The following is an 18,791-nucleotide window of genomic DNA, read 5'->3' on the forward strand; positions in this document are numbered from 1 at the left end:
TGTTTTCAGCGGTACTTCCTGGTGGTGCTCTATGTCAGCGTTACTGGCGACCCAGTACGCTCAGACCCTGGCCATGCTGCGTACGCGACTGCTATGTCCGGTGCCGGCCTGTTCGATCAGCGCGCTGGTGGGCACGCGATACTGTTCAAAGCGGACGCGGTTGCAGCGCCGATTGAACAATCAATTCCTGGTTGTGGTTGCAGTGCTGGACGATGGATGGATCGAGCGCGCGGCCGCTCTGGAGGCTGAGCGCTGCGTGGTCGTTGCCGATCGGGTTGTTATCGCCAGAGAGGCTGGCGCGGTATTGCGCGACGACGGTGAGATTGCCGGCGGGATACCGCCTTCGGCCAGCGACAATGCGATGAGCCTCGCTCGGCTGGAATCGACGTCATCGGGCGCCGTATCTTTCGAGGCAGAAAAAAGGCCTGCGGCCCCGAGGGGAGAGTTGTTCAGCGCTACACAAAGCAGTGGCAGCAGTGCTTTGCGGGCAGTCCTTTGCGCATCGATCATCAGTCATCCCTGTTGAGTCGCGGTAGGTCATCCTGACCTAAACCGCGATTCGACAAATCCATCCTATGGCTGAAACCGTTTCGTTTGTTCCTAGAGCTTGGTCGGCATGGAGAGATATTTCGCCAGTTCCGCCTGGGCGGCTGGCGTGTTCTCCGCAGTCTGCCAAAGTCGACGGTCCACGCCCTGGGCGATCAGGTGAGCGACCGCTGCCTCGATTGCCGAAAGCACGCAGAGCTGCGCTGGCTCGTTGGTGGTGTATCCCGCTTCGGCTTCCAGCAACTCCTTGAACTCGATGAACTTGTAGACGTTGGCGCTGCGACCGATGGAGTAGATGGTCTTGGTGGTCATCACGTTGGAAAGCACCTGGCCGCTGCGAACATCGATGGCGCGCAGATTGACGGTGACCTGATCGACCCGATACTCCTGCGAGACGCCGATACCGAGGTAACGCGCGCCTTGCCCGCCACTGCGCACGTTGGTCTCGTAGGCAACGATGGCGCCTTCCATGATGATGTTGGCTGCCAACAACGACGGCAGCTCGGTTTGAATGTTCGGCGCCACGTCTGGCTTGGCCTGGGATGCCCGAATGATCTTGCGTTCGGTCAGCACGTTCTGCAGGCCTTCACGCTCGAGCACGATGAACCAGCCACTGGCTTGCATCGCGTCGACCAGCATGCTGGCGGCACCCTGGGTCACGGCGGTGGAAAAGGAGCTGGCCGGGCTTGGCTTGTATTGCCCGGTCTGATCGCGAAAACCATAGACGGCAGCCACCAGTGGTCCTCGTGGACGGGGCAGGTCGAGCAGATCCTGGTAGGTCGAGGTCCGGGGTGTGAGCGTTGGGGTTTCCTGGTCTGCCGACATCGGCTCGCGCACCGCGCAGCCCTGTAGAACGACCATCATCCCGATGGTTACCAATAGGCTTCTCATGGCCTTTTTGCTCCCTGATTAATTCTGACCAATGATGATTTCGGAGACTTCACCGGTCAGCCGATCGGTGATGCTGACGACGAGGTTGCCAAGGTCATCGTTGATGACGTCGACAACGAAATCGTCAGTGGTAACCGAGCCGGTCTTGCCGTCCCTTGCGTCTGCGAGCAGATCGGATAAGAGGCGCGACTCTAGTTGGTTGGTAAACCGATCAAGCGTTGAGGTGCCAGTCAACGATGAACGATCGATCGCGTCCGGGTCCTTGGTGTCATTCTGTGCTTGCGCGTTGCCGAGCAGCCACGCGCCATTCAGGGGGCTGCCACCAAATGATGGATTGACCGGGGTGTAGACCAGTTCGGTCGCGCCGAGGCCGGAGCTGAGCAGCAATCCGGCCAGGAAGACGCCGGTGATTTTTTGTTGAGGCCGGTTCATAACTCATCCTTCGCAAGGTCAATGGTGTCTTGGAATAATGCTTCGACTTTCCTACGGTTTATCTCTTGCAACACGAAATCCGCCGCTTCATAGGCGGTCTGTTCCATGTCGCTCACGTTTGGCTGGAGAAAGCGGCGGTACAAAGGCTGATTGTCTTGCTCGACCCAGACCAGAATCCCCCAGCGCGCCGACGGGCGTTCCTTGACCGCCAGGTTGAAGTCCAGCGAGCTGGTGTCGTTCATGCGTTCGCAAAACTTGCGGTAGAACTCCTGTCCGGAGCGGGAAACCGTGGCATTGGTGATGAAACCCTGCAGCTCGGCTTCATCGGCAGGGGCCTGATTGCTCAGCAGCAGCGCCAGCATCAGCACCGCGGCTCTCATATGCCGACCTCGCCCACGTGACCCAGTACCAGCGAGGCGCCTTGCGCCCGGTTGGAGGCGCCCAGCTTGCCAAGGGCGTTGTGTATATGGCTCTTGATGGTGTGGGTGCTGAGATGCAGGCGCTCGGCGATTTCCGAATTGGAAAGCCCCTTGCCGGCCAGCGCGAGGATCTGTTTCTCGCGCACAGACAACTCGTCGATGGCCTGTGAGGCGTGTGTAAGTTGTCGATAGCGGGTGAGCAGTTTTTCCATCAGCGCACGGGGCAGCCAGTCGCCGCCTTCGAGGAGCGTGCCGATGCCGCGGCTGAGATTCGCCCGATTGGTGTTTGCGTAGAACACGCCCTTGATCCAGGGGTGTAGCTCCAGAATGCGGCGTGCCTGGTCAATCTGCACGTTAACCAGCGCCGTGGGTAATTCACGAAGCTGGCGCAGCAGACGCAGGCATTCAGCGTCGGCGAAACTGCCCACGTCAACCAGTGCAAGATCGGCATCATTCTGGCCAGTGCGGAGGGTATTGCTACGAATCAGGCGCAGCTGCGGAAGTCCCATCAGAAATTGATGCAAAGAGCTGTCCATTGAATCGCTGTTTGACAGCAGAATTAGACGTGTCGAAGCGGCGACGAGGGCCACAGGGGCTTCATCGGTCATGTGCATATCCTTTGCTAGTGATGTTTTAATAAGCGCTCAGGCCGAGCTGCACCCAGTACCTCGCCTGGTCTGGCGCTTTGACATTATTGGACAGAAGGTAGTTCAGCCGGGTGACAATAAAAAGTCGATAGTGTGAAGTGGTGGCAGTTTTCCGACGAAATGCAGCGGCGCATGTGCCGATTCGAAGTGGCAAATACGCTGTGCTGGCCTAGATTTAATCTCCTTTTCGACTCTTCGCGGGCGCAGGCCATGTCTGATCCGGCTTTCTGGTTGGTATTTTTTTCGGCTGCACTGGCGCTGAATCTGTCGCCAGGCCCAGACCTGCTGTTCATTCTCTCGCGTACGTTATCGGGCGGGCGTCGTGTCGGAATCGCATCGGCTTTTGGCGTGTGCAGCGGCGCACTCGTTCATGTGGCGGGCGCAGCCCTAGGCATTTCAGCGATTCTGGCAACCTCTGCATTGGCCTTCGCGGTGGTCAAATACGTGGGCGCTGCCTACCTGCTGTACCTCGGGATACAAACTTTGCGCTCGGCAGGCGCCCCATCTTCGATTGATGTTCAGACAGCACCTCGAGTCAGCCCATGGAAGGCCTATCGGCAAGGCATCCTGGTGGACATCCTCAACCCGAAAGCGGCGATTTTCTTCATGGCGTTTCTGCCACAGTTCATACGCCCGGATCAGGGCGCGGTTGCGACGCAGCTGCTCGTTCTTGGGGTCCTGGTCGTACTGGTGGCGATTGTGGTGGAGTGCGCCATGGTGTTGCTGGCTGCTCGGGCGAGCTCGGCATTGCGTGGAAATCGACGCCTGGGCCAGTGGCTGGACCGGCTTATTGGCTCGGTGCTGATTGGTCTGGGTGTCCGCCTTGGGCTCGCCGATCGCGCATAGCTGTTGAGGGAACGTCGGTGAGGGTATCGGTCTGAATGGTATGCGGTGCAGTTTTGATTGCGCATGCCGCGGCATACCCGAAGGAGATTTCATGTCCCTCTATAGCAAGCACACCACGTCCAATCTGATTCCCTGCGTGCGTTACCGCGATGTTCCTGCAGCGCTGGAATGGCTTTGCAGAGCTTTTGACTTCGAACAGCAACGCGTGATTGAAGACGATCAGGTCGGCGTCATCCATGCGCAGCTCAGTTTTGGTAGCGGCATGCTGATGCTCGGCCCCGTCACCGATTCCGCCTACGGCAACGAGGTCCGGCAGCCGGATGAGGTGGGCGGCATCTCTACCCAGAGCACCTATGTCATCGTCAACAGTGCGGACGGGCTGTACAACCAGGCGAAGGCTGCAGGTGCCGAGATCGTCATTGAGTTGAAGGATGAGGATTACGGCGGTCGCAGCTTCAGTTGCCGCGATCTGGAGGGGCATCTGTGGACCTTCGGGACGTACGACCCCTGGGCAGAGCCGGTCGCCGAACAGAATGCACCTCGGGAGGAGTTCTGATGCGCAGCTTGAAATTGGCCGACGGTGCGGTTGTTCCGGTGATCGGCCAGGGCACCTGGCACATGGGCGAAAATCCTGCCGAGCGCCAGAACGAAGTTGCAGCGCTGCGGCTGGGCATCGAGTTGGGCATGACCCTCATTGATACGGCAGAGATGTACGGCGAGGGCGGAGCGGAGGACGTGGTGGGGGAGGCCATCCGCAATCGTCGCGATCGAGTATTTCTGGTGAGCAAGGTCTATCCCCATAACGCCAGCCGCGCAGGCGTGCCAGAGGCCTGCGAGCGCAGCCTGCGCCGGCTAGGCACCGAGTGCATCGACCTCTATCTGCTGCACTGGCGGGGTCAGTATCCCCTGGTGGAAACGGTTGAAGCCTTCGAGCGATTGAAGGATCAGGGCAAGATCCGCCGATGGGGGGTATCGAACTTCGATCTGGATGACATGCATGAGCTGGGCTCACCTGACTGCGCGACCAATCAGGTGCTCTACAACCCGGCCGAACGAGGAATCGAGTACGACCTGCTGCCTTGGTGTCAGGCGCAGGGCATGCCGATCATGGCGTACTGTCCGTTGGGGCAGGGCGGCGATCTGTTGCGCAATACGGCTGTCATCAATGTTGCTCGCCGCCATGGCGCACAGCCGGCGCAGGTCGCTCTGGCGTGGGCGTTGCGCCAGCCCGGTGTGCTGGTGATACCCAAGGCAGCCAGTCCGGCTCATCTGCGTGCGAATGCATCGGCTGCCGATTTGATGCTCACGGCAGAGGATCTGCAGCTGCTCGACCAGGCATTTCCACCACCGACGGGGCGGCAGGCATTGCAGATGGTGTGACATCGTCCTCTAGGGCAGGGAATGTTTGTCGTGCCGCGGCTGTCAGCTAAGAACGACAGCCATAACGGAGGAACAGACATGAGTGAATCCAGACTCGTAGGCGCGGTAGTGGTGATCACTGGCGCGTCCAGCGGGATAGGCAGAGCCGCCGCGCAGGCATTCGCTCGGCAGGGGGCCCGCTTAGTGCTGGCTGCACGGGACGATGAGGCGTTGCAGGAAGCGGCGCAGGAGTGCCGGGCGCTGGGCGGCGAAGCCTTGGTGGTGCCGGCCGACATGACACTCAGCGACTCCGTCGAGCAATTGGCTAGCGCCGCCGCCGAATTCGGTCGGGGTCGCATCGATATCTGGATAAATAACGCGGGTGTGGGAGCGGTCGGCGCATTCGACGAAACACCACTGGATGCCCATGAGCAGGTGGTCCAAACCGATCTGATCGGCTATCTGCGCGGCGCCCATGTGGTGCTGCCTTACTTCAAGCAGCAGAATGCCGGCATCCTGATCAATACTTTGTCGGTCGGCAGCTGGGTGCCGCAGCCCTTCGCGGTCGCTTATTCAGCCAGCAAGTTCGGCTTGCGCGGCTTCTCGCATGCTTTGCGCGGCGAACTGGCGCAGTGGCCCGATATACATGTTTGCGACGTTTATCCTTCGATGGTAGATACCCCAGGCTTCCGCGATGGCGGCAACTACGCAGGCCGCTCGCTGCAGCCGCCGCCACCGCTCTGTGATCCCCGGCAGGTTGCCAAGGCGATGGTGAGTTTGGCGTTGCATCCTCGCCACACCACATCCGTGGGCATCACGGCGACACTGCTACGGCTGGCGCATTTCATCACGCCGGGATTCGAACAGCTGTCTGGGTTGCTGACGGGAGTTGCGCTGCGCAGTGCAGACCGGGTTGCACCGTCTTCCGGAAACCTGTTCCACCCTGCGCTGGGTGAGCGTCGAATCGATGGCGGTTGGCGCAGCAAGGATTCCAGACAGCGCAACCTGCTGGTTGCCGGTGGTGTCGCTGCGGGACTGGTGGGCTTCTTGTTGTGCACCCGTAAACGCTAGCCCGCAGACCTCTCGGGCGCCTCGATTGTGACGAGCAGATCGACGTCTACAGCGTCGATCTGTTCTGCGATCAGTGAGGCTTAGGCAAGCAGTCGAGCGAACCTAGATCCTTGCGCAGGTCCTCCAATTGGCCATCGAGATGGCGCCGCTGCTTTGCGTCGGAACTTGCGAAAAGGTCTACGGCGAGGTTTATGCCTGCTTGCTCCGCGCGCGCAAAGGCAGCTTGGTATTCAGCTGACCATAACGATTCCCTGTCCTGCAGCAGCTTGGCGACCTGCTCTTCGAAGCCTTGCTCGTCCCGCTTCTCGAGCGCTGCGACCAGCGCGCGCTGCCATTGGGCTCGATTGTCCAGCCAGAGCTGATTTTGCGGTCCAAGCGTGTGGGCCCATTCACGAATACGTTGCCGTTGCGATGCGCTTGTGCTCCCCAGCCACTGATCGACACGCTCTTGCATCCGCTCGGCCCGCTCACTTATCTGCTTCTCCAATGGCGGCTTCAGGTATTTGTCTTCACGCTTGCTCCGCTCATCCTCGAGCGAAGCATTGAGTTGGCGCACCTGCTCATCATCCAGATCACGCAACAGGCGAGTCGTTGTCGGTTTGATTTCAAGCACAATAGCGTCGATCGCATCTTTGGCGTCCCGGTAATGCATGCGCAATGCGGCTTCGTCCAAGTCACCCTGACGGACTTGCTGCTGGAGATGCTCGATCTTGTCGAGGTAGCTCGGCAACTGCGTCTGGCAGTGCCAGCTCAGGTGCTCACGCAGCTGGCTTCGAAAAGCCTTCTGCTGGTCGCTGTTCATGTCGAGGTAGTCGTTGAGCGACCACGGGATGAGCAAATGCAGGTTGCGGTATGCGAGGTTCATGCGGCTGCAGCCGGCAACGACCAAGGCGATGGCAAACACCACCAGCCATGTCTTGCAGCGAAGCGTATGACGGATCTGCATCGGTGCCCCCGTACTCGTGTTGCCTGCCAAACGTATGTGCTCGTTCAGTAGAGCTATGGAGCGCTGCGCCAGTTCGTAGCAAAACAGCAACTGCTTGTTTCGCGAGAAGAACCGTCGCCCCTGTGGTCTCTCATAGTAAGAGGCGCAGACCGCGCTTCGAATTCAGCCAACGATGTGGAGGAAGTCATGCAGACAACGATCAGGCATTTGACCGGAGATGAAGTACCTCAGGGCTGGCGGCCGACCTGGGTAACCTGCTGGGTAGTGGAGGTGGACGGTAAGACTATCGCTGGACCCTACGCCACCCGCGAAGAGGCGCAGGCGGTGATGGATGGGGATCAGGAGCCCAGAATCTCGCAAACGCCGACGCCCTGACGACCGTCAGGGGCAGCGGTCGACGCAGGGATCGAATCGTTCAGGAAGCGGAGGCGGAGGCTCGACGAGCTGGGAAACCAGCTCCAGGGCCTTGTCGAACGACGGGTAACCGCTCTGAGCGACGTCCAGCTTCGAATATGCCTCGCGATATCCTTCTGCCCTAGCTTCGTCACGCTTATCCAGCAGGTAGGGTTCCTGGTAAACCTTGTACAGCAGGGCCATGGCGTGCGGATGGCCTTTGGCGCTTGCTTGTTCCAACAGGTTCGTCACCTGCTCCGGCTGCGGACCCTGACGAATCAGCAGCAGGGCCTGATAGAACTCGATCTCACCACGTTCATCGAGTGCCGCGCTGCGTTTGAGTAGCGCGTCGGCGAGCTCATAGCCGTCTTCATCGCCTATCGCGATGAGAATCTTCGCTTGCAGCAGGTCATTCTGATAGAGCAGCCGCTCCGCGCGACACGTGCCGTCGCTGCCATTCTGATCACATGGCTGGGAGGCGCAGCCGCCCAGTACAACGAGCAGTCCGATCACCAATGCGTTCTTCATTGCTGCCTTGTTCTCTTGATTATTTAATGTGCCAGCGCCTCGTCTGACAGGCGACGTTCAGTTCTGTTCATCCTTTCATTGCTCGGTGGCGATTGGCTTGAGTCCGTAACGAAAGAGCAGAATCTGCCACTCGGGGTTGCCATCCAGTGCCTCGATGCATTCGGCGAGATAGGCGCTGACGGCCTCGCCGACTGCATCCGTGACGAGCAAGTGCCGGGCAAATTGATACAGCGGCGTGTCCGATACGTACAAATCCCTGTGCTGTGCGTTTTTAAGATAGTAGAGCAGGGTGGAGCGAGGGATCAGAAGCGTGTCGATGTGGCCGGACATAAGCTGGGCGAAGTTATCCAGATCGGTCTGGGCATCCTGGCGTATGATCTTCCCGTTCTCGATGTCCGCGCTAAGCGCGTTGTAGCGATGCCCGACGATTCCGCCGAGCACCATGCCGTGCAGTGTTTCTGGTTCTTCGTAATCGAAAGGCGCGTCAGGGAGCGAGACGAAAACCTGTTGATCCATCAATAGCGGCCGTGACCATCTGCCGTTATTGGCCTGTGCGGCTGTGAAGAAGCTGGGGGTGGCCCAGAGCAGCACGCCGGGGCGCTTTTGTGAAAGGCGTTCGTCTATACCATTTCGAGGAATTCGCACCAGCTCGAATCTGAAGCGTCCCTGGTTGCCAGGGTCATTGTTGAGCAGCTCGACGAAGTCGTGCGAAAGCCCTTGGGTATCGTCAACGATGAACGGTGGTGAGAGATGATAAGTCCAGACCTCGACTCTTTGCTGTGCGCCGCAGACTAGAGGCAGCACAGCGAACATCAACAACAGTGCAAGTCGCTGCATGATGAACCCTTGCAACAGGATTACCGACGCCCGGCTCGCGATCTGCTGTATCTGGCCTGTGGACAGCATCTATCCAGTCAGGCTCCAGCATGATCGGGCGGACACCAGCGAGAACATTCAGCGCTGGTGCAGACAGGGTAGCTGGCTAGAAGCGCTCGTGCTCGCCGAGAAATCGCCATTGACCGACAGGCAGCTTCGCCATCGACAAGCGACCGATGCGGATTCGCTTGCAGCCGACCATCTTCAGACCAATCGCTTCGCATAGTTGCTGCAGATCGCCTGCTTGCGGAGCCTTGAGCACCATTCTCAGGCGGGTTTCGTTCTGCCAGCTGGCCTTGGCCTTTGGGAGAACCCTGCCGCGGTGTCCGATGCCCTTGGCCAGCAAAGCCAGTCCGCCATCCTCGGGCTCACCTTGCACTTTGACGACATATTCCTGCTCGAGCTTGCCGCGCGGATCGTCCAGCGCGCGGATGATTTCGCGCTGCTGGCTGAATACGACAAGCCCGGATGCATCCTGCTCGAGTGGCATCAGTGCTGTCTGACGCGCGAAGTGCCGCTCACGGGGCGTGAGGCGGGCATCGTCGCTGCCCCAATGGCTTGCTTTGGCAAGCTGCAGCTGCGCGTTGGCGGGGTCCGCAGCAGTGGGGTCACCGGAAGGTTTGTGAAACAGCAGCGTGACGGGTGGCAATTCAGCTGCCGTGGCGCCGGGTAGAAGCTCGATCCGCTGATCGCCGACCTTGTGATACGGCGCTTCAATCACCTCGCCGTCGACCCGGACCCAGCCGCCTTCGATATAAAGCTCGGCCTCGCGCCGGGAACAGCCGAGCTGCTCGGCAAGGCGTTTGGACAAGCGTATCGGGTCGGTCATGGTGTTCTCAGGTGCTTCGGAAGGGGAAACCTGGCGAGCCGTCGCAGAAGGCTGAAGTAGCGGAGGCTCGCTTGCTAGGTTAGGTGTTGCGGATGTTACTTCTTGCTGATGGTGATCTGACGCGATGGGCCCTGGGTCTGGCCACTGACCCCGTTGGGGATCTTCTGGACTTCGCCGCCGGACTTCAGGAATGCAGCCATCTGGTTGGCTAGGGATTCGCTGGTTTCGCTTGCGGGTTCTGGTTTGCGTTTGGCGGTGGTGGTTTTAGCGGCCATCGTCATCTGGTTCCTTTGATCAGTCGAACCGGACATTATACAGATCTGGCTAATTTTTGTTCGATTTTCTATAGGCTATGTTTAATGTGGCCGGGCCGTCGGCCCCAGCCAGAGCGTATACAGGCTTTTTCCCGTTCCGTGGGGAGCGTTCGAGCCGACCGCCGGTCCACTGCTCTGTCGCCTGATCAGGTAATCAGCCGGCGACACAAGTATTCCGGCAGAGATGCTCGGCGGCTGCGGCCCTGTTTCGTCATCTCCGGCGCCTAAAACAAGAAAAGGAGCGGAAAGTGGCGGTCGTCATCACTGCAGTTCTATCGATCATCCTCGGCCTGACGCTTGCGGTCGGAGGATGGAAAGTTATTAGCCTGGGCGGCACCTGGTATTTTGCGGCGCTCGCTGCAGGGTTTCTGCTGACCGGTGTGTTGTTGCTTGCGAGGCGCCGTGCTGCGCTCTGGGTCTACGCACTGGTGATGCTCGGTGCGTTGGGCTGGGCTATCTACGAAGTGGGCTTCGATTGGTGGCAGCTGGCGCCGCGTGGCAGCATCATCGCTCCGCTGGGTCTGTGGATGCTGTCGCCCTGGATTGCTCAGCGTCTGGGTTGGCAGCATTTTGGCGCACGAGCCTGGAGCGGCAGTGCCATTCCATTGCTGATCGCCGTGGTGCTATGGGGGGCAACTGCCTTCCATGCGATTACCACCGACACAACCGACATCAAAGGCATGCTCCCGCCGTCCCTGGCTTCCGTACCGGCGGCAGGAGGTTCAGGTGCGGAAGATATGCCGGACGGTGATTGGCACGCCTACGGTCGTACCCAGCACGGCACCCGCTATTCGCCGCTGGCGCAAATCACGCCCAGCAATGTCGATCGGCTGGAAAAAGTCTGGCATTACCAGACGGGCGACATGCGCCGCCCCGGCGATCCTGAAGAAACCACGTACGAAGTTACCCCGCTCAAGATCGATGACAGCCTTTATATCTGCACGCCGCACAATCTGGTCATCGCGCTGGATGCCGAGACTGGCGAAGAGCGCTGGCGCTTCGATCCGCAGGTGCCGGATTCGGCCAACCGGCAGCATCTGACCTGTCGCGGGCTGTCCTACCACGCCAGCCAGACGCCGACCGTCGGTCAGTCCTGCCAGCAGCGTCTGTTCATGCCAACCGCCGATGCGCGGCTGATCGCATTGGACCCGAAAACCGGTCAGGTCTGCCCTGCGTTCGGCGACAACGGCGCAGTGAATCTCTGGGAAAACATGCCGCACGTCACCGAGGGGTTTTACTACTCGACCTCGCCGCCCGTTGTGGCCGGCGGTCTGGTGATCGTCGGCGGAGCGGTGAATGACAACGTGTCGACCACCGAGCCGTCTGGGGTGATCCGTGCGTATGACGTCATGACCGGCGAGCTGAAATGGAACTGGGATCCGGGCAACCCGGAACAGACCGATCCCATTGCGGCAGGGGAAACCTACAGCGAGAGCACGCCCAACAGCTGGAGCATTTCCAGCGCCGACGAGGAGCTGGGCCTGATTTATGTGCCCTTGGGTAATCAGGTCCCGGACCAGTGGGGCGGAAATCGCAGCGAGAACAGCGAGCGATTCTCCTCGTCGATCGTCGCTCTGGATCTGCAAACCGGACAATTGCGCTGGGTGTTCCAGACGGTGCACCACGATCTCTGGGATATGGATGTGCCGGCCCAGCCCAGCCTGGTCGATATCCAAACCGAGTCCGGCATGGTTCCCGCTCTGGTGGCCCCAACCAAGCAGGGCGATATCTATGTACTGGATCGTCGCACCGGCAAACCAGTACTACCCGTTCGTGAGGTTCCTGCGCCACAAGGTGCGGCGGAGGGTGATTACGTAGCCGCGACCCAGCCAGTTTCGGCTCTGTCCTATGAGCCGCCGAAGCTACGTGACACCGATCTCTGGGGCGCGACCGTCGTCGATCAGATGATGTGCCACATCCAGTTCAACTCGCTTCGTTACGAAGGTCGCTACACGCCGCCTTCGACCCAGGGATCACTGATCTACCCTGGCAACTTCGGCGTCTTCAACTGGGGCAGTGTCGCAGTTGATCCGGTTCGGCAGATGGTATTCAGCGCGCCTTCCTACCTCGCATTTACCTCCAAACTGATACCGCGCGAGGACGATGACGCAACTTATGTGTCCGACAGCGAGCCTCACCTGAACGAGAACTTCGGTGCGCCTTTCGCGGTGGAGTTGAAGCCGTTCGTATCGCCCATCGGTCTTCCTTGCACCGCGCCGCCATGGGGTTATGTGGCAGGTGCGGACCTGCGTACCGGCAAGACTCACTGGCTGCGCAAGAACGGTACGGTTCGCGATCGCGCGCCAGTGCCGTTGCCTTTCGAGATGGGTGTGCCGAGCCTTGGCGGCCCGGTGGTTACAGCAGGCGGCGTGGCGTTTCTTTCCGGCACGCTGGATTACTACCTGCGGGCCTATGACGTCACGACGGGCAAGCAGCTGTGGCGATCACGCCTGCCGGCCGGCGGCCAGGCTACGCCGATGACCTATCAGAGTCGCTCGGGGCGGCAGATGGTAGTGGTCGTCGCGGGCGGACATGGCTCCTTGGGCACCAAGGCGGGTGACTCGATCATCGCCTATGCACTGCCACGTTAACGGCCTGCCATGTATGCGCCCTCTGCGGCGCACGCTGCAACGCGGACGGCCTGCTAGAATCGCCGCCTTCGACTCAGAGGATTAGTGACATGGCTGCAATCGGGCGCTTCAACAGCCTGCAAATCGTCAAGCACACCGGTTTCGGTCTCTATCTCGATGGCGGTCCGGATGGCGAAATTCTGCTGCCCAATCGTTACATCCCGAAGAACACACCCACCGAGGTCGACGATTGGCTGAACGTGTTCATCTATCTCGACAGCGAAGACAAGCTCATCGCAACCACCGAGAAGCCGAAGGTCCAGGTGGGGGAGTTTGCCAGCCTCAAGGTTGTCGAAATCAATCGCATCGGTCTGTTCCTTGACTGGGGCCTGCCGAAGGACCTGCTGCTGCCTCACTCGGAAGAGAAACGGCCGCTCAACGAGGGCGACTACTGCGTCGTTCACGTTTATCTCGACAAACACACTCGCCGCATCACCGCCACTGCGCGCCTGGATCGATACCTCGACAAGACGCCCGCGCGATACAAGGTGGGCGAGGCTGTTGAGCTGCTGGTCGTCGAACCGACTGACCTCGGCTACAAGGCAATCATCAACGGCAAGCACTGGGGCCTCATTCACAAGAACGAGGCATTCAAATTTCTGCGCGGTGGGATGAATGAGAAGGGCTTCATCAAGGAAGTCCGTGCGGACGGCAAAATCAGCCTGAGCCTGCAGCCTGTCGGCAGCGAAGCCGGAGATGCTTTGCAGGCGTTGATCCTGCAGAAGCTTCAGGAAAACGATGGCAGCCTGTCGGTCGGCGACAAGACGCCAGCGGACGAGATTGCAGGGCTGTTCGGCGTGAGCAAGGGAAACTTCAAGAAGGCCATTGGCGGCCTGTACAAGCAGGGTCGTATCGTCATCCACCCGGATCGTATCGAACGCGCCTGACTGGCGAGGCAGGAGGCAATCTCCTGCCGCGTGCCTGAATACTGCGGCGTCGCCTCAGTGCCGTTCCCCTCCCGAAGCTTGCAGCTCTCTGCACCACCGAAAGTCAATTGCACGCTCTGTCTGGATGCGCTTCAGGCAGATCGCTGTCAGCGCTCAAAGGCTCCAAACCCGACCGCCCGTCATTTCCAGAATGTTGCCAGTTGTTACGGGCGGGAACTCTGCTGGATCGATCTGGGTCCAGAGAGGGCGCTTGATATCCGATAAGGAAAGTCGGCTCAGTTATTTCACCGGATGTGTACTCGGAGAAGCTATGGAAAGTGAAACGGGATTGCCGGCGAAATTCTGGTATCTGCTGCAGTGCAAGCCTAGGCAGGATGCACGTGCACTGGAGCACCTGGAGCGACAGGGTTTCGAATGTTACGCACCGGTGTACCAGGTCCAGGCGATCAGCACCGGAAAGTTGCGAGTAAAGGAACAGCCATTGTTTCCGGGCTATGTATTCATTCGCATGGGGATCGAAGACAGCTGGCTGGCGTTGCGCTCCACGCGCGGAGTCAATCGTGTCGTCGCCTTCTGCGGTCAGCCTTGTCAGGTGCAGGACGCCATCATTGATCACCTCCAGCGCCGCTGTGCGATTGCAGGCACGCAGCGAATGTTGAGCCCTGGTGATCGAGTGAATATCCAGATAGGTGAGTTCGCAGACATGGAAGCGATTTTCCTGTCCATGGAAGGAGAAGAGCGGGTGATGTTGCTGTTGAGCGTCCTCAATCGCCAGCAACGAGTTCAGGTGCGCCTGGCCCATATCCAGCCCGTCTCACAGGGCGCTGTTACGCCTCTCTAACAAGAAATCAGTGATCCCGTTTTCCTAGCTATACCTGCCAGCGCCGACCGGTTCGTCGAGCGTGAGGATAGTTGCGTTTTTGCACTGCCAACAATTCATTACAGGGGGCTCCCTGGGGCGGTAGCGTGCCTGAAGCGCTGACTACGAGGGACTTTCCAGCCATTTTTGAAGCGGACCATTCATCGATTCTGCAACTGTCCGGGATATTTGCGGTCTGTTGCGTGTCTATGCCACCTCACAGAAGCCAGCGTCGCGGCCGGAGTCGAGGCATGAACAATAATTTATCTCCGAGAAGGGATTCCATATGAGGAAGATCACACTTCCAGGTGTATCGCTACTGTGCGTCGTGTCCACCAACAGTTGGGCCGTGAACGAACCACAGGACATTCGCATCGGTAATTTCGAATTCACGCCTACGCTGATCGTGCGCGAAAGTTACGACGACAACTACCGTGGGCTGGCGGATAACGAGCAGGCGTCCTGGGTGACGGGGATTAACCCGACCTTTCTGCTAGGGACCGGCAATCGCAACAGCGAGTACGAGCTCGAGTACTCCTTCAATAGCGACATCTTTCATTCGGACTCCGAAGCCAGCAACACCGACCACCACCTCAATCTCAGAAGCGTCATGGAGTTCAACTCCCGCAACCGCCTGAGCTGGGGGCTAGGCTATCACCGCGTCGAAGAGACGGCCGACACCGAAGACAACACCGAGAACGACAAGTACAGCAGTGCCATTGCCCGCGCAGCGTACCGTTTCGGTGCTCAAACGGCGCGCAACCAGCTTGAGTTCGGTACTCATTACGAGCAGCGGCGCTACCACAACAGCGGCAACATCAACGCGTCCGAAGAGCGCGACAGCCTGATGTTCAACTCGATCTGGTTCCATCGTCTGGGGGCCAGAACGCGTTCGCTGGTGGAAGTGCGCCACACCGATCACGACTACAAGCTTTCCAGCGCACTGCGCGACAGTACCAACGTGGCTTTGCTTGGAGGCGCGACCTGGAACGCTACTGCCAAAACATCGGGCAGCTTCAAGGTGGGTGCCGAACGCAAAGATTTCGACAGCGATCAACGTGAGGACTTCACCAGCCCGATGTGGGAGGCGAATGTCACCTGGAAACCTCGCACCTATTCGGCTTTCAACCTGACGTCACGTCGCGCGTTCGACGAAGGTAACGACGGTGCCAGCACCATCAATGACTGGACGACACTGGCCAGCTGGGAACACGAGTGGACTTCGCGCATCGCGACGGAGCTTAAGTACCGCTTCTCCGACCGGGAGTACGAAGGCATTAATCGGGACGATGAAAGAACGGCCTATGGTGCCGGGCTGATCTGGTCACCGGACCGCTGGATCGACGTAACGCTGTCGTATCTCAGAACGGAAAACGACTCCAGCCTGGCCTCGGAGAATTACGACAGAAACGTTTACCTGCTGAGTTTCGACCTGAGCCTCTGAGGCCAGGAAGGACGTAAAAACAGTGCCTAAGGAGGAGCCGAGCATGCGCATCCCAAACATCTACAAAATTTTTTCCCTGTTGATTCTATTGGTCTTCAGTGCCGCTGCCACTGCCGCTCAATATGAGTTGGGTTCTGGCGATGTGGTACGCATCAGCGTGCACGGCGAGCCGGATCTGTCTTTCGATGAGATACGCCTGACCGATGCCGGGACCTTCACCTTTCCGTTCATTGGTGAAGTCGACGCGAACGGCAAAACGGCTGGGCAGGTTCGGGCGCTGCTGACCGAAAAACTCAAGGACGGTTATCTGATCGATCCGCGCGTCTCGGTTTCGGTAGTTAATTACCGCGAGTTCTACATCGCCGGTGAGGTCAAGCTTCCTGGCGGCTATCCCTATCAGCCGGGTCTTACCCTGGATCGGGCGATCGCCCTGGCTGGTGGGTTGACCGAACGCGCTTCAACCAAACGCATGACAATTGTGCGTGGCTCCCAAGGAAGCCGAGCCGAAGAAAAAGCCACCATGAACACTCTTGTTCGCCCTGGTGACACGATCAACATCGACGAAGGATTCTTCTGATGAATAGCCCAGTTCGCCCGGATCGTCCGTGGCAGCGCCCCGTAGGGCCAGCAACGGATAGCGACTTTATAGACCTGAAAAAAATCTGGCATGCGATCTGGTCGCGCAAGTGGGGCATCATCCTGCTAGTGGCCGTAATCGGCTTGTTGGCTGCCTTCTTCGTGTCCCGCATTACGCCGACTTACCAAGCTGTGGGCACGGTATTAATCGAGACCAAAGGTACGCCGGTACTTTCTTTCCAGATGCCGGATGCGCCTAAAGAGATCAGCGAATACCTGCAGACCCAGCTCAGCCTCATGCAGAGTCGAGGTGTGGCGCAGCGTGTTGTTCGTGACCTGACTCTTATCGAGCACCCTGAGTTCGACCTGCGTCAGCAGCCCAAGCCACTGATCGACACCGGCGCCATCAAGCGGATGTTCACGGGTAAGGAAGTTGAGCCGCCGACTGAAGCAGAACTCATGGACTACGCAACCCAGCGGTTCATGGACAGCACCAGCGTATGGGTAGAAGGTAAAAGTCAGCTGGTCTATCTGTCGGTTTCCATGGCCGACAGCCTGACCGCTGCACAGGCGACTAATCAGCTGGCGCAGGCTTATATCGAGGCGCAGCTGGAAGCCAAGGTCGATATGTCCATGACCGCGGCCAGCTGGATGAATGATCGTCTGGTGTCCCTGCGTGAAAATCTGCAGGCATCTGAAGACCGTTTTCAGGCCTATTTGGACGCTGAAGGTCTGGTAGATCTGGATGGCGTGGGCACCATCAGTGCCAACGAACTTTCCCTTACCGGAGACCGCATGATCGATGCGCGTCGTCAGCGCGCCGAGGCTGAAAGCCAGTACCGTCAGGTTGAGTCCATGCGCAGTCAGGGTTGGGAGCGTCTGGCCAGTGTGCCGGCTGTTCTGGGTCACCCCTTGATTCAACAGTTCAAAGCCGATCAGGCTCATGCCCGGTCGCGCGTAGAAGATCTGTCGCGTCGTTACGGCGATCGTCACCCGTCAATGGCTTCGGCACGTTCCGACCTCAATGCCGCAACGGCGAGCTTGCGTCAGCAAGTCGAGCAAGTTGTCGCGAGCATCGAGCGTAACTATCAGTTGGCCTTGGCCAATGAGAACTCGCTGCGTGCTTCGTTTGATGAAAACAAGGACCGCATCCAGGATATTTCCCGCAAGGAATTCAAGGTGCGCGATCTGCAGCGCCAGGTCGAAAGCGACCGCGCGCTGTATGAAACCTTCATGACCCGACTGCAGGAAACCACAGCGACTTCGGACCTGAGCACGACCAACGCGCGCATTGTCGACGCGGCTATCCCGCCGACTGTCCCCGCGGCGCCCAATGTGCCGCTGATCATGGCTGTGGTGCTGTTCCTTGCACTGATCCTGGGTATCGCTCAGGCAATCATCCGCGAGATTCTGGACAACACCTTCAAGAGCTCCGAAGAGGTTGAAAGCAAGCTGAACCTGCCAGTGATGGGCATCGTTCCTCAGGTGCCTCGCAAGTTGCGCAAAGAAGTCAGTCACTTGTTCGAACGCAGCGGTGACAAGCGCTTTTGCGAGGCGGTACGCACCATCCGTACCAACCTGCTGTTGAGCGAAACCGGCCAGCCGCGCCAGGTACTGGTGATCACCTCAACCGCTCCCGGTGAAGGTAAGAGTTCGGTATCGGCCAACCTCGCCTTTGCGATGGGTCAGCTGCACCGCGTTCTGCTGATCGATGCGGACCTGCGTCGTGCAACGCTGGACAAGGCATTCGACTTCAAGCCGGGCACCCCGGGGCTGGTCAACCTCATCGCTGGCAACGCCAAGCTTGAGGATTGCGTTCACACCGTGGGCAATGTCGACATGATCGCCGCCGGCGCCGTGCCGTCCAACCCGTTGGAGCTGCTGTCCTCGCCACGCTTCGCCAAGCTGCTCGAAGTGGTCAAGGGTCGCTACGACCGCATCATCATCGACTCTCCGCCAAGCCAGGCGGTCAGTGATGCTGCCGTACTCTCGACGCTCGCCGATGCCGTGATCTACGTCGTCAAATCCGACAGCACATTGATTCCGCACGTGCAGAAGGGCGTAAGCCAGCTGCAGAACAGTAACGCACCGGTAACAGGTGTCGTGCTCAATCATGTCGATATCGATAAAGCCAAGAAGAACGGTCAGTTCCGTGGCTACTACGACCATTACGGATACAGCGAGCAACAAACGGTCTGATCCGGCTCGCTCCTTTGGTCACTTGATCAGGTCCCGCCTCAGTGCGGGCCTGATCCGGTTTGATTCTGCCAAGCAAGAGAATTCTGTGCCGCCGGCCAC

General features: G+C 59.1%; 21 protein-coding genes. 12 read left to right on the forward strand and 9 right to left on the reverse strand.

Going from position 1 to position 18,791, the window contains the following annotated elements:
- The first annotated feature begins 31 nt into the window (after positions 1–31).
- Entirely contained in the window at positions 32–526 is a 495-nt protein-coding gene (locus NA619_RS06050) for a hypothetical protein (protein ID WP_255960887.1), read from the forward strand.
- A 74-nt stretch (positions 527–600) separates the two neighbouring features.
- Here the strand turns inward: NA619_RS06050 and NA619_RS06055 are convergent, their stop codons facing one another.
- The 4 genes from NA619_RS06055 to NA619_RS06070 are packed head-to-tail and all read right to left on the reverse strand — an operon-like array spanning position 601 to position 2,896.
- Positions 601–1,437, reverse strand: a complete 837-nt coding sequence (locus tag NA619_RS06055) for a CsgG/HfaB family protein (RefSeq protein ID WP_255960888.1) — start codon at positions 1,435–1,437, stop codon at positions 601–603.
- Positions 1,438–1,455: 18 nt separating this feature from the next.
- On the reverse strand, positions 1,456–1,869 hold the full coding sequence (locus NA619_RS06060) for a curli assembly protein CsgF (RefSeq protein ID WP_255960889.1): 414 nt from the start codon (positions 1,867–1,869) through the stop codon (positions 1,456–1,458).
- Positions 1,866–2,249 (reverse strand): curli production assembly/transport protein CsgE, encoded by a 384-nt coding sequence (gene csgE, locus NA619_RS06065; RefSeq protein WP_255960890.1) that lies wholly within the window; start codon positions 2,247–2,249, stop codon positions 1,866–1,868. Before csgE ends, NA619_RS06060 begins: the two co-directional genes overlap by 4 nt.
- Positions 2,246–2,896: a helix-turn-helix transcriptional regulator gene (locus NA619_RS06070; protein WP_255960892.1), complete on the reverse strand. Its 651-nt coding sequence runs from the start codon at positions 2,894–2,896 to the stop codon at positions 2,246–2,248. The genes csgE and NA619_RS06070 overlap by 4 nt, the downstream gene beginning before the upstream one ends.
- A gap of 249 nt (positions 2,897–3,145) precedes the next feature.
- On the opposite strand from NA619_RS06070, the gene NA619_RS06075 reads away from it, so the two are divergent.
- From NA619_RS06075 to NA619_RS06090, 4 genes are all read left to right on the forward strand, one after another.
- A complete protein-coding gene (locus NA619_RS06075; protein ID WP_255960893.1) occupies positions 3,146–3,781 on the forward strand; it encodes a LysE family translocator in 636 nt (211 codons plus the stop codon).
- Between the two features lie 91 nt (positions 3,782–3,872).
- The gene (locus NA619_RS06080) at positions 3,873–4,337 is read left to right on the forward strand and encodes a VOC family protein (protein WP_255960895.1); all 465 of its coding nucleotides are present in this window, start codon (positions 3,873–3,875) and stop codon (positions 4,335–4,337) included.
- On the forward strand, positions 4,337–5,161 hold the full coding sequence (locus tag NA619_RS06085; RefSeq protein WP_255960896.1) for an aldo/keto reductase: 825 nt from the start codon (positions 4,337–4,339) through the stop codon (positions 5,159–5,161). The genes NA619_RS06080 and NA619_RS06085 overlap by 1 nt, the downstream gene beginning before the upstream one ends.
- 78 nt (positions 5,162–5,239) lie before the next feature.
- Positions 5,240–6,211: an SDR family oxidoreductase gene (locus NA619_RS06090; protein WP_255960897.1), complete on the forward strand. Its 972-nt coding sequence runs from the start codon at positions 5,240–5,242 to the stop codon at positions 6,209–6,211.
- A gap of 70 nt (positions 6,212–6,281) precedes the next feature.
- On the opposite strand, the gene NA619_RS06095 is transcribed toward NA619_RS06090, so the two are convergent.
- Positions 6,282–7,157 carry a DUF6279 family lipoprotein gene (locus NA619_RS06095; RefSeq protein WP_255960898.1) on the reverse strand — a complete coding sequence of 292 codons (876 nt, stop codon included), beginning with the start codon at positions 7,155–7,157 and terminating at the stop codon, positions 6,282–6,284.
- Positions 7,158–7,343: 186 nt separating this feature from the next.
- On the opposite strand from NA619_RS06095, the gene NA619_RS06100 reads away from it, so the two are divergent.
- Positions 7,344–7,532, forward strand: a complete 189-nt coding sequence (locus NA619_RS06100; protein WP_255960899.1) for a hypothetical protein — start codon at positions 7,344–7,346, stop codon at positions 7,530–7,532.
- Positions 7,533–7,538: 6 nt separating this feature from the next.
- On the opposite strand, the gene NA619_RS06105 is transcribed toward NA619_RS06100, so the two are convergent.
- From NA619_RS06105 to NA619_RS06120, 4 genes are all read right to left on the reverse strand, one after another.
- Complete coding sequence (locus NA619_RS06105) at positions 7,539–8,078, reverse strand: hypothetical protein (RefSeq protein ID WP_255960900.1); 540 nt, start codon at positions 8,076–8,078, stop codon at positions 7,539–7,541.
- Between the two features lie 75 nt (positions 8,079–8,153).
- Entirely contained in the window at positions 8,154–8,915 is a 762-nt protein-coding gene (locus NA619_RS06110; RefSeq protein WP_255960901.1) for a substrate-binding periplasmic protein, read from the reverse strand.
- Positions 8,916–9,060: 145 nt separating this feature from the next.
- The gene (locus NA619_RS06115; protein WP_255960902.1) at positions 9,061–9,783 is read right to left on the reverse strand and encodes an RNA pseudouridine synthase; all 723 of its coding nucleotides are present in this window, start codon (positions 9,781–9,783) and stop codon (positions 9,061–9,063) included.
- 95 nt (positions 9,784–9,878) lie between these two features.
- Positions 9,879–10,058, reverse strand: coding sequence for a hypothetical protein (locus NA619_RS06120; RefSeq protein ID WP_122166273.1), 180 nt, complete (start codon positions 10,056–10,058; stop codon positions 9,879–9,881).
- Between the two features lie 287 nt (positions 10,059–10,345).
- Here NA619_RS06120 and NA619_RS06125 point away from each other — a divergent pair, with 287 nt between their 5' ends.
- From NA619_RS06125 to NA619_RS06150, 6 genes are all read left to right on the forward strand, one after another.
- Positions 10,346–12,688: a glucose/quinate/shikimate family membrane-bound PQQ-dependent dehydrogenase gene (locus tag NA619_RS06125; protein ID WP_255960903.1), complete on the forward strand. Its 2,343-nt coding sequence runs from the start codon at positions 10,346–10,348 to the stop codon at positions 12,686–12,688.
- Positions 12,689–12,777: 89 nt separating this feature from the next.
- A complete protein-coding gene (locus NA619_RS06130) occupies positions 12,778–13,614 on the forward strand; it encodes a CvfB family protein (RefSeq protein ID WP_255960904.1) in 837 nt (278 codons plus the stop codon).
- A 310-nt stretch (positions 13,615–13,924) separates the two neighbouring features.
- Positions 13,925–14,455, forward strand: a complete 531-nt coding sequence (rfaH, locus tag NA619_RS06135; RefSeq protein WP_255960905.1) for a transcription/translation regulatory transformer protein RfaH — start codon at positions 13,925–13,927, stop codon at positions 14,453–14,455.
- Between the two features lie 304 nt (positions 14,456–14,759).
- A complete protein-coding gene (locus NA619_RS06140) occupies positions 14,760–15,917 on the forward strand; it encodes an outer membrane beta-barrel protein (RefSeq protein ID WP_255960906.1) in 1,158 nt (385 codons plus the stop codon).
- Between the two features lie 43 nt (positions 15,918–15,960).
- Positions 15,961–16,494 (forward strand): polysaccharide biosynthesis/export family protein, encoded by a 534-nt coding sequence (locus NA619_RS06145; protein ID WP_255960907.1) that lies wholly within the window; start codon positions 15,961–15,963, stop codon positions 16,492–16,494.
- A complete protein-coding gene (locus NA619_RS06150; RefSeq protein ID WP_255960908.1) occupies positions 16,494–18,692 on the forward strand; it encodes a GumC family protein in 2,199 nt (732 codons plus the stop codon). The genes NA619_RS06145 and NA619_RS06150 overlap by 1 nt, the downstream gene beginning before the upstream one ends.
- Positions 18,693–18,791: the final 99 nt, after the last annotated feature.

Source organism: Stutzerimonas stutzeri (genome assembly GCF_024448895.1).
Lineage (GTDB): Bacteria > Pseudomonadota > Gammaproteobacteria > Pseudomonadales > Pseudomonadaceae > Stutzerimonas > Stutzerimonas stutzeri_Q.

Excerpts from the sequence above, each read along its gene's own strand:
- NA619_RS06085 (WP_255960896.1), top strand. The coding sequence starts at position 4,337 with ATGCGCAGCTTGAAATTGGCCGACGGTGCGGTTGTTCCGGTGATCGGC.
- NA619_RS06050 (WP_255960887.1), top strand. The coding sequence starts at position 32 with ATGTCAGCGTTACTGGCGACCCAGTACGCTCAGACCCTGGCCATGCTG.
- NA619_RS06090 (WP_255960897.1), top strand. The coding sequence starts at position 5,240 with ATGAGTGAATCCAGACTCGTAGGCGCGGTAGTGGTGATCACTGGCGCG.
- NA619_RS06115 (WP_255960902.1), bottom strand. The coding sequence starts at position 9,783 with ATGACCGACCCGATACGCTTGTCCAAACGCCTTGCCGAGCAGCTCGGC.
- NA619_RS06145 (WP_255960907.1), top strand. The coding sequence starts at position 15,961 with ATGCGCATCCCAAACATCTACAAAATTTTTTCCCTGTTGATTCTATTG.
- NA619_RS06060 (WP_255960889.1), bottom strand. The coding sequence starts at position 1,869 with ATGAACCGGCCTCAACAAAAAATCACCGGCGTCTTCCTGGCCGGATTG.
- NA619_RS06075 (WP_255960893.1), top strand. The coding sequence starts at position 3,146 with ATGTCTGATCCGGCTTTCTGGTTGGTATTTTTTTCGGCTGCACTGGCG.
- NA619_RS06100 (WP_255960899.1), top strand. The coding sequence starts at position 7,344 with ATGCAGACAACGATCAGGCATTTGACCGGAGATGAAGTACCTCAGGGC.
- NA619_RS06140 (WP_255960906.1), top strand. The coding sequence starts at position 14,760 with ATGAGGAAGATCACACTTCCAGGTGTATCGCTACTGTGCGTCGTGTCC.
- NA619_RS06055 (WP_255960888.1), bottom strand. The coding sequence starts at position 1,437 with ATGAGAAGCCTATTGGTAACCATCGGGATGATGGTCGTTCTACAGGGC.
- NA619_RS06110 (WP_255960901.1), bottom strand. The coding sequence starts at position 8,915 with ATGCAGCGACTTGCACTGTTGTTGATGTTCGCTGTGCTGCCTCTAGTC.
- NA619_RS06105 (WP_255960900.1), bottom strand. The coding sequence starts at position 8,078 with ATGAAGAACGCATTGGTGATCGGACTGCTCGTTGTACTGGGCGGCTGC.
- NA619_RS06095 (WP_255960898.1), bottom strand. The coding sequence starts at position 7,157 with ATGCAGATCCGTCATACGCTTCGCTGCAAGACATGGCTGGTGGTGTTT.
- NA619_RS06150 (WP_255960908.1), top strand. The coding sequence starts at position 16,494 with ATGAATAGCCCAGTTCGCCCGGATCGTCCGTGGCAGCGCCCCGTAGGG.
- NA619_RS06130 (WP_255960904.1), top strand. The coding sequence starts at position 12,778 with ATGGCTGCAATCGGGCGCTTCAACAGCCTGCAAATCGTCAAGCACACC.
- rfaH (WP_255960905.1), top strand. The coding sequence starts at position 13,925 with ATGGAAAGTGAAACGGGATTGCCGGCGAAATTCTGGTATCTGCTGCAG.
- NA619_RS06070 (WP_255960892.1), bottom strand. The coding sequence starts at position 2,896 with ATGACCGATGAAGCCCCTGTGGCCCTCGTCGCCGCTTCGACACGTCTA.
- NA619_RS06120 (WP_122166273.1), bottom strand. The coding sequence starts at position 10,058 with ATGGCCGCTAAAACCACCACCGCCAAACGCAAACCAGAACCCGCAAGC.
- NA619_RS06080 (WP_255960895.1), top strand. The coding sequence starts at position 3,873 with ATGTCCCTCTATAGCAAGCACACCACGTCCAATCTGATTCCCTGCGTG.
- csgE (WP_255960890.1), bottom strand. The coding sequence starts at position 2,249 with ATGAGAGCCGCGGTGCTGATGCTGGCGCTGCTGCTGAGCAATCAGGCC.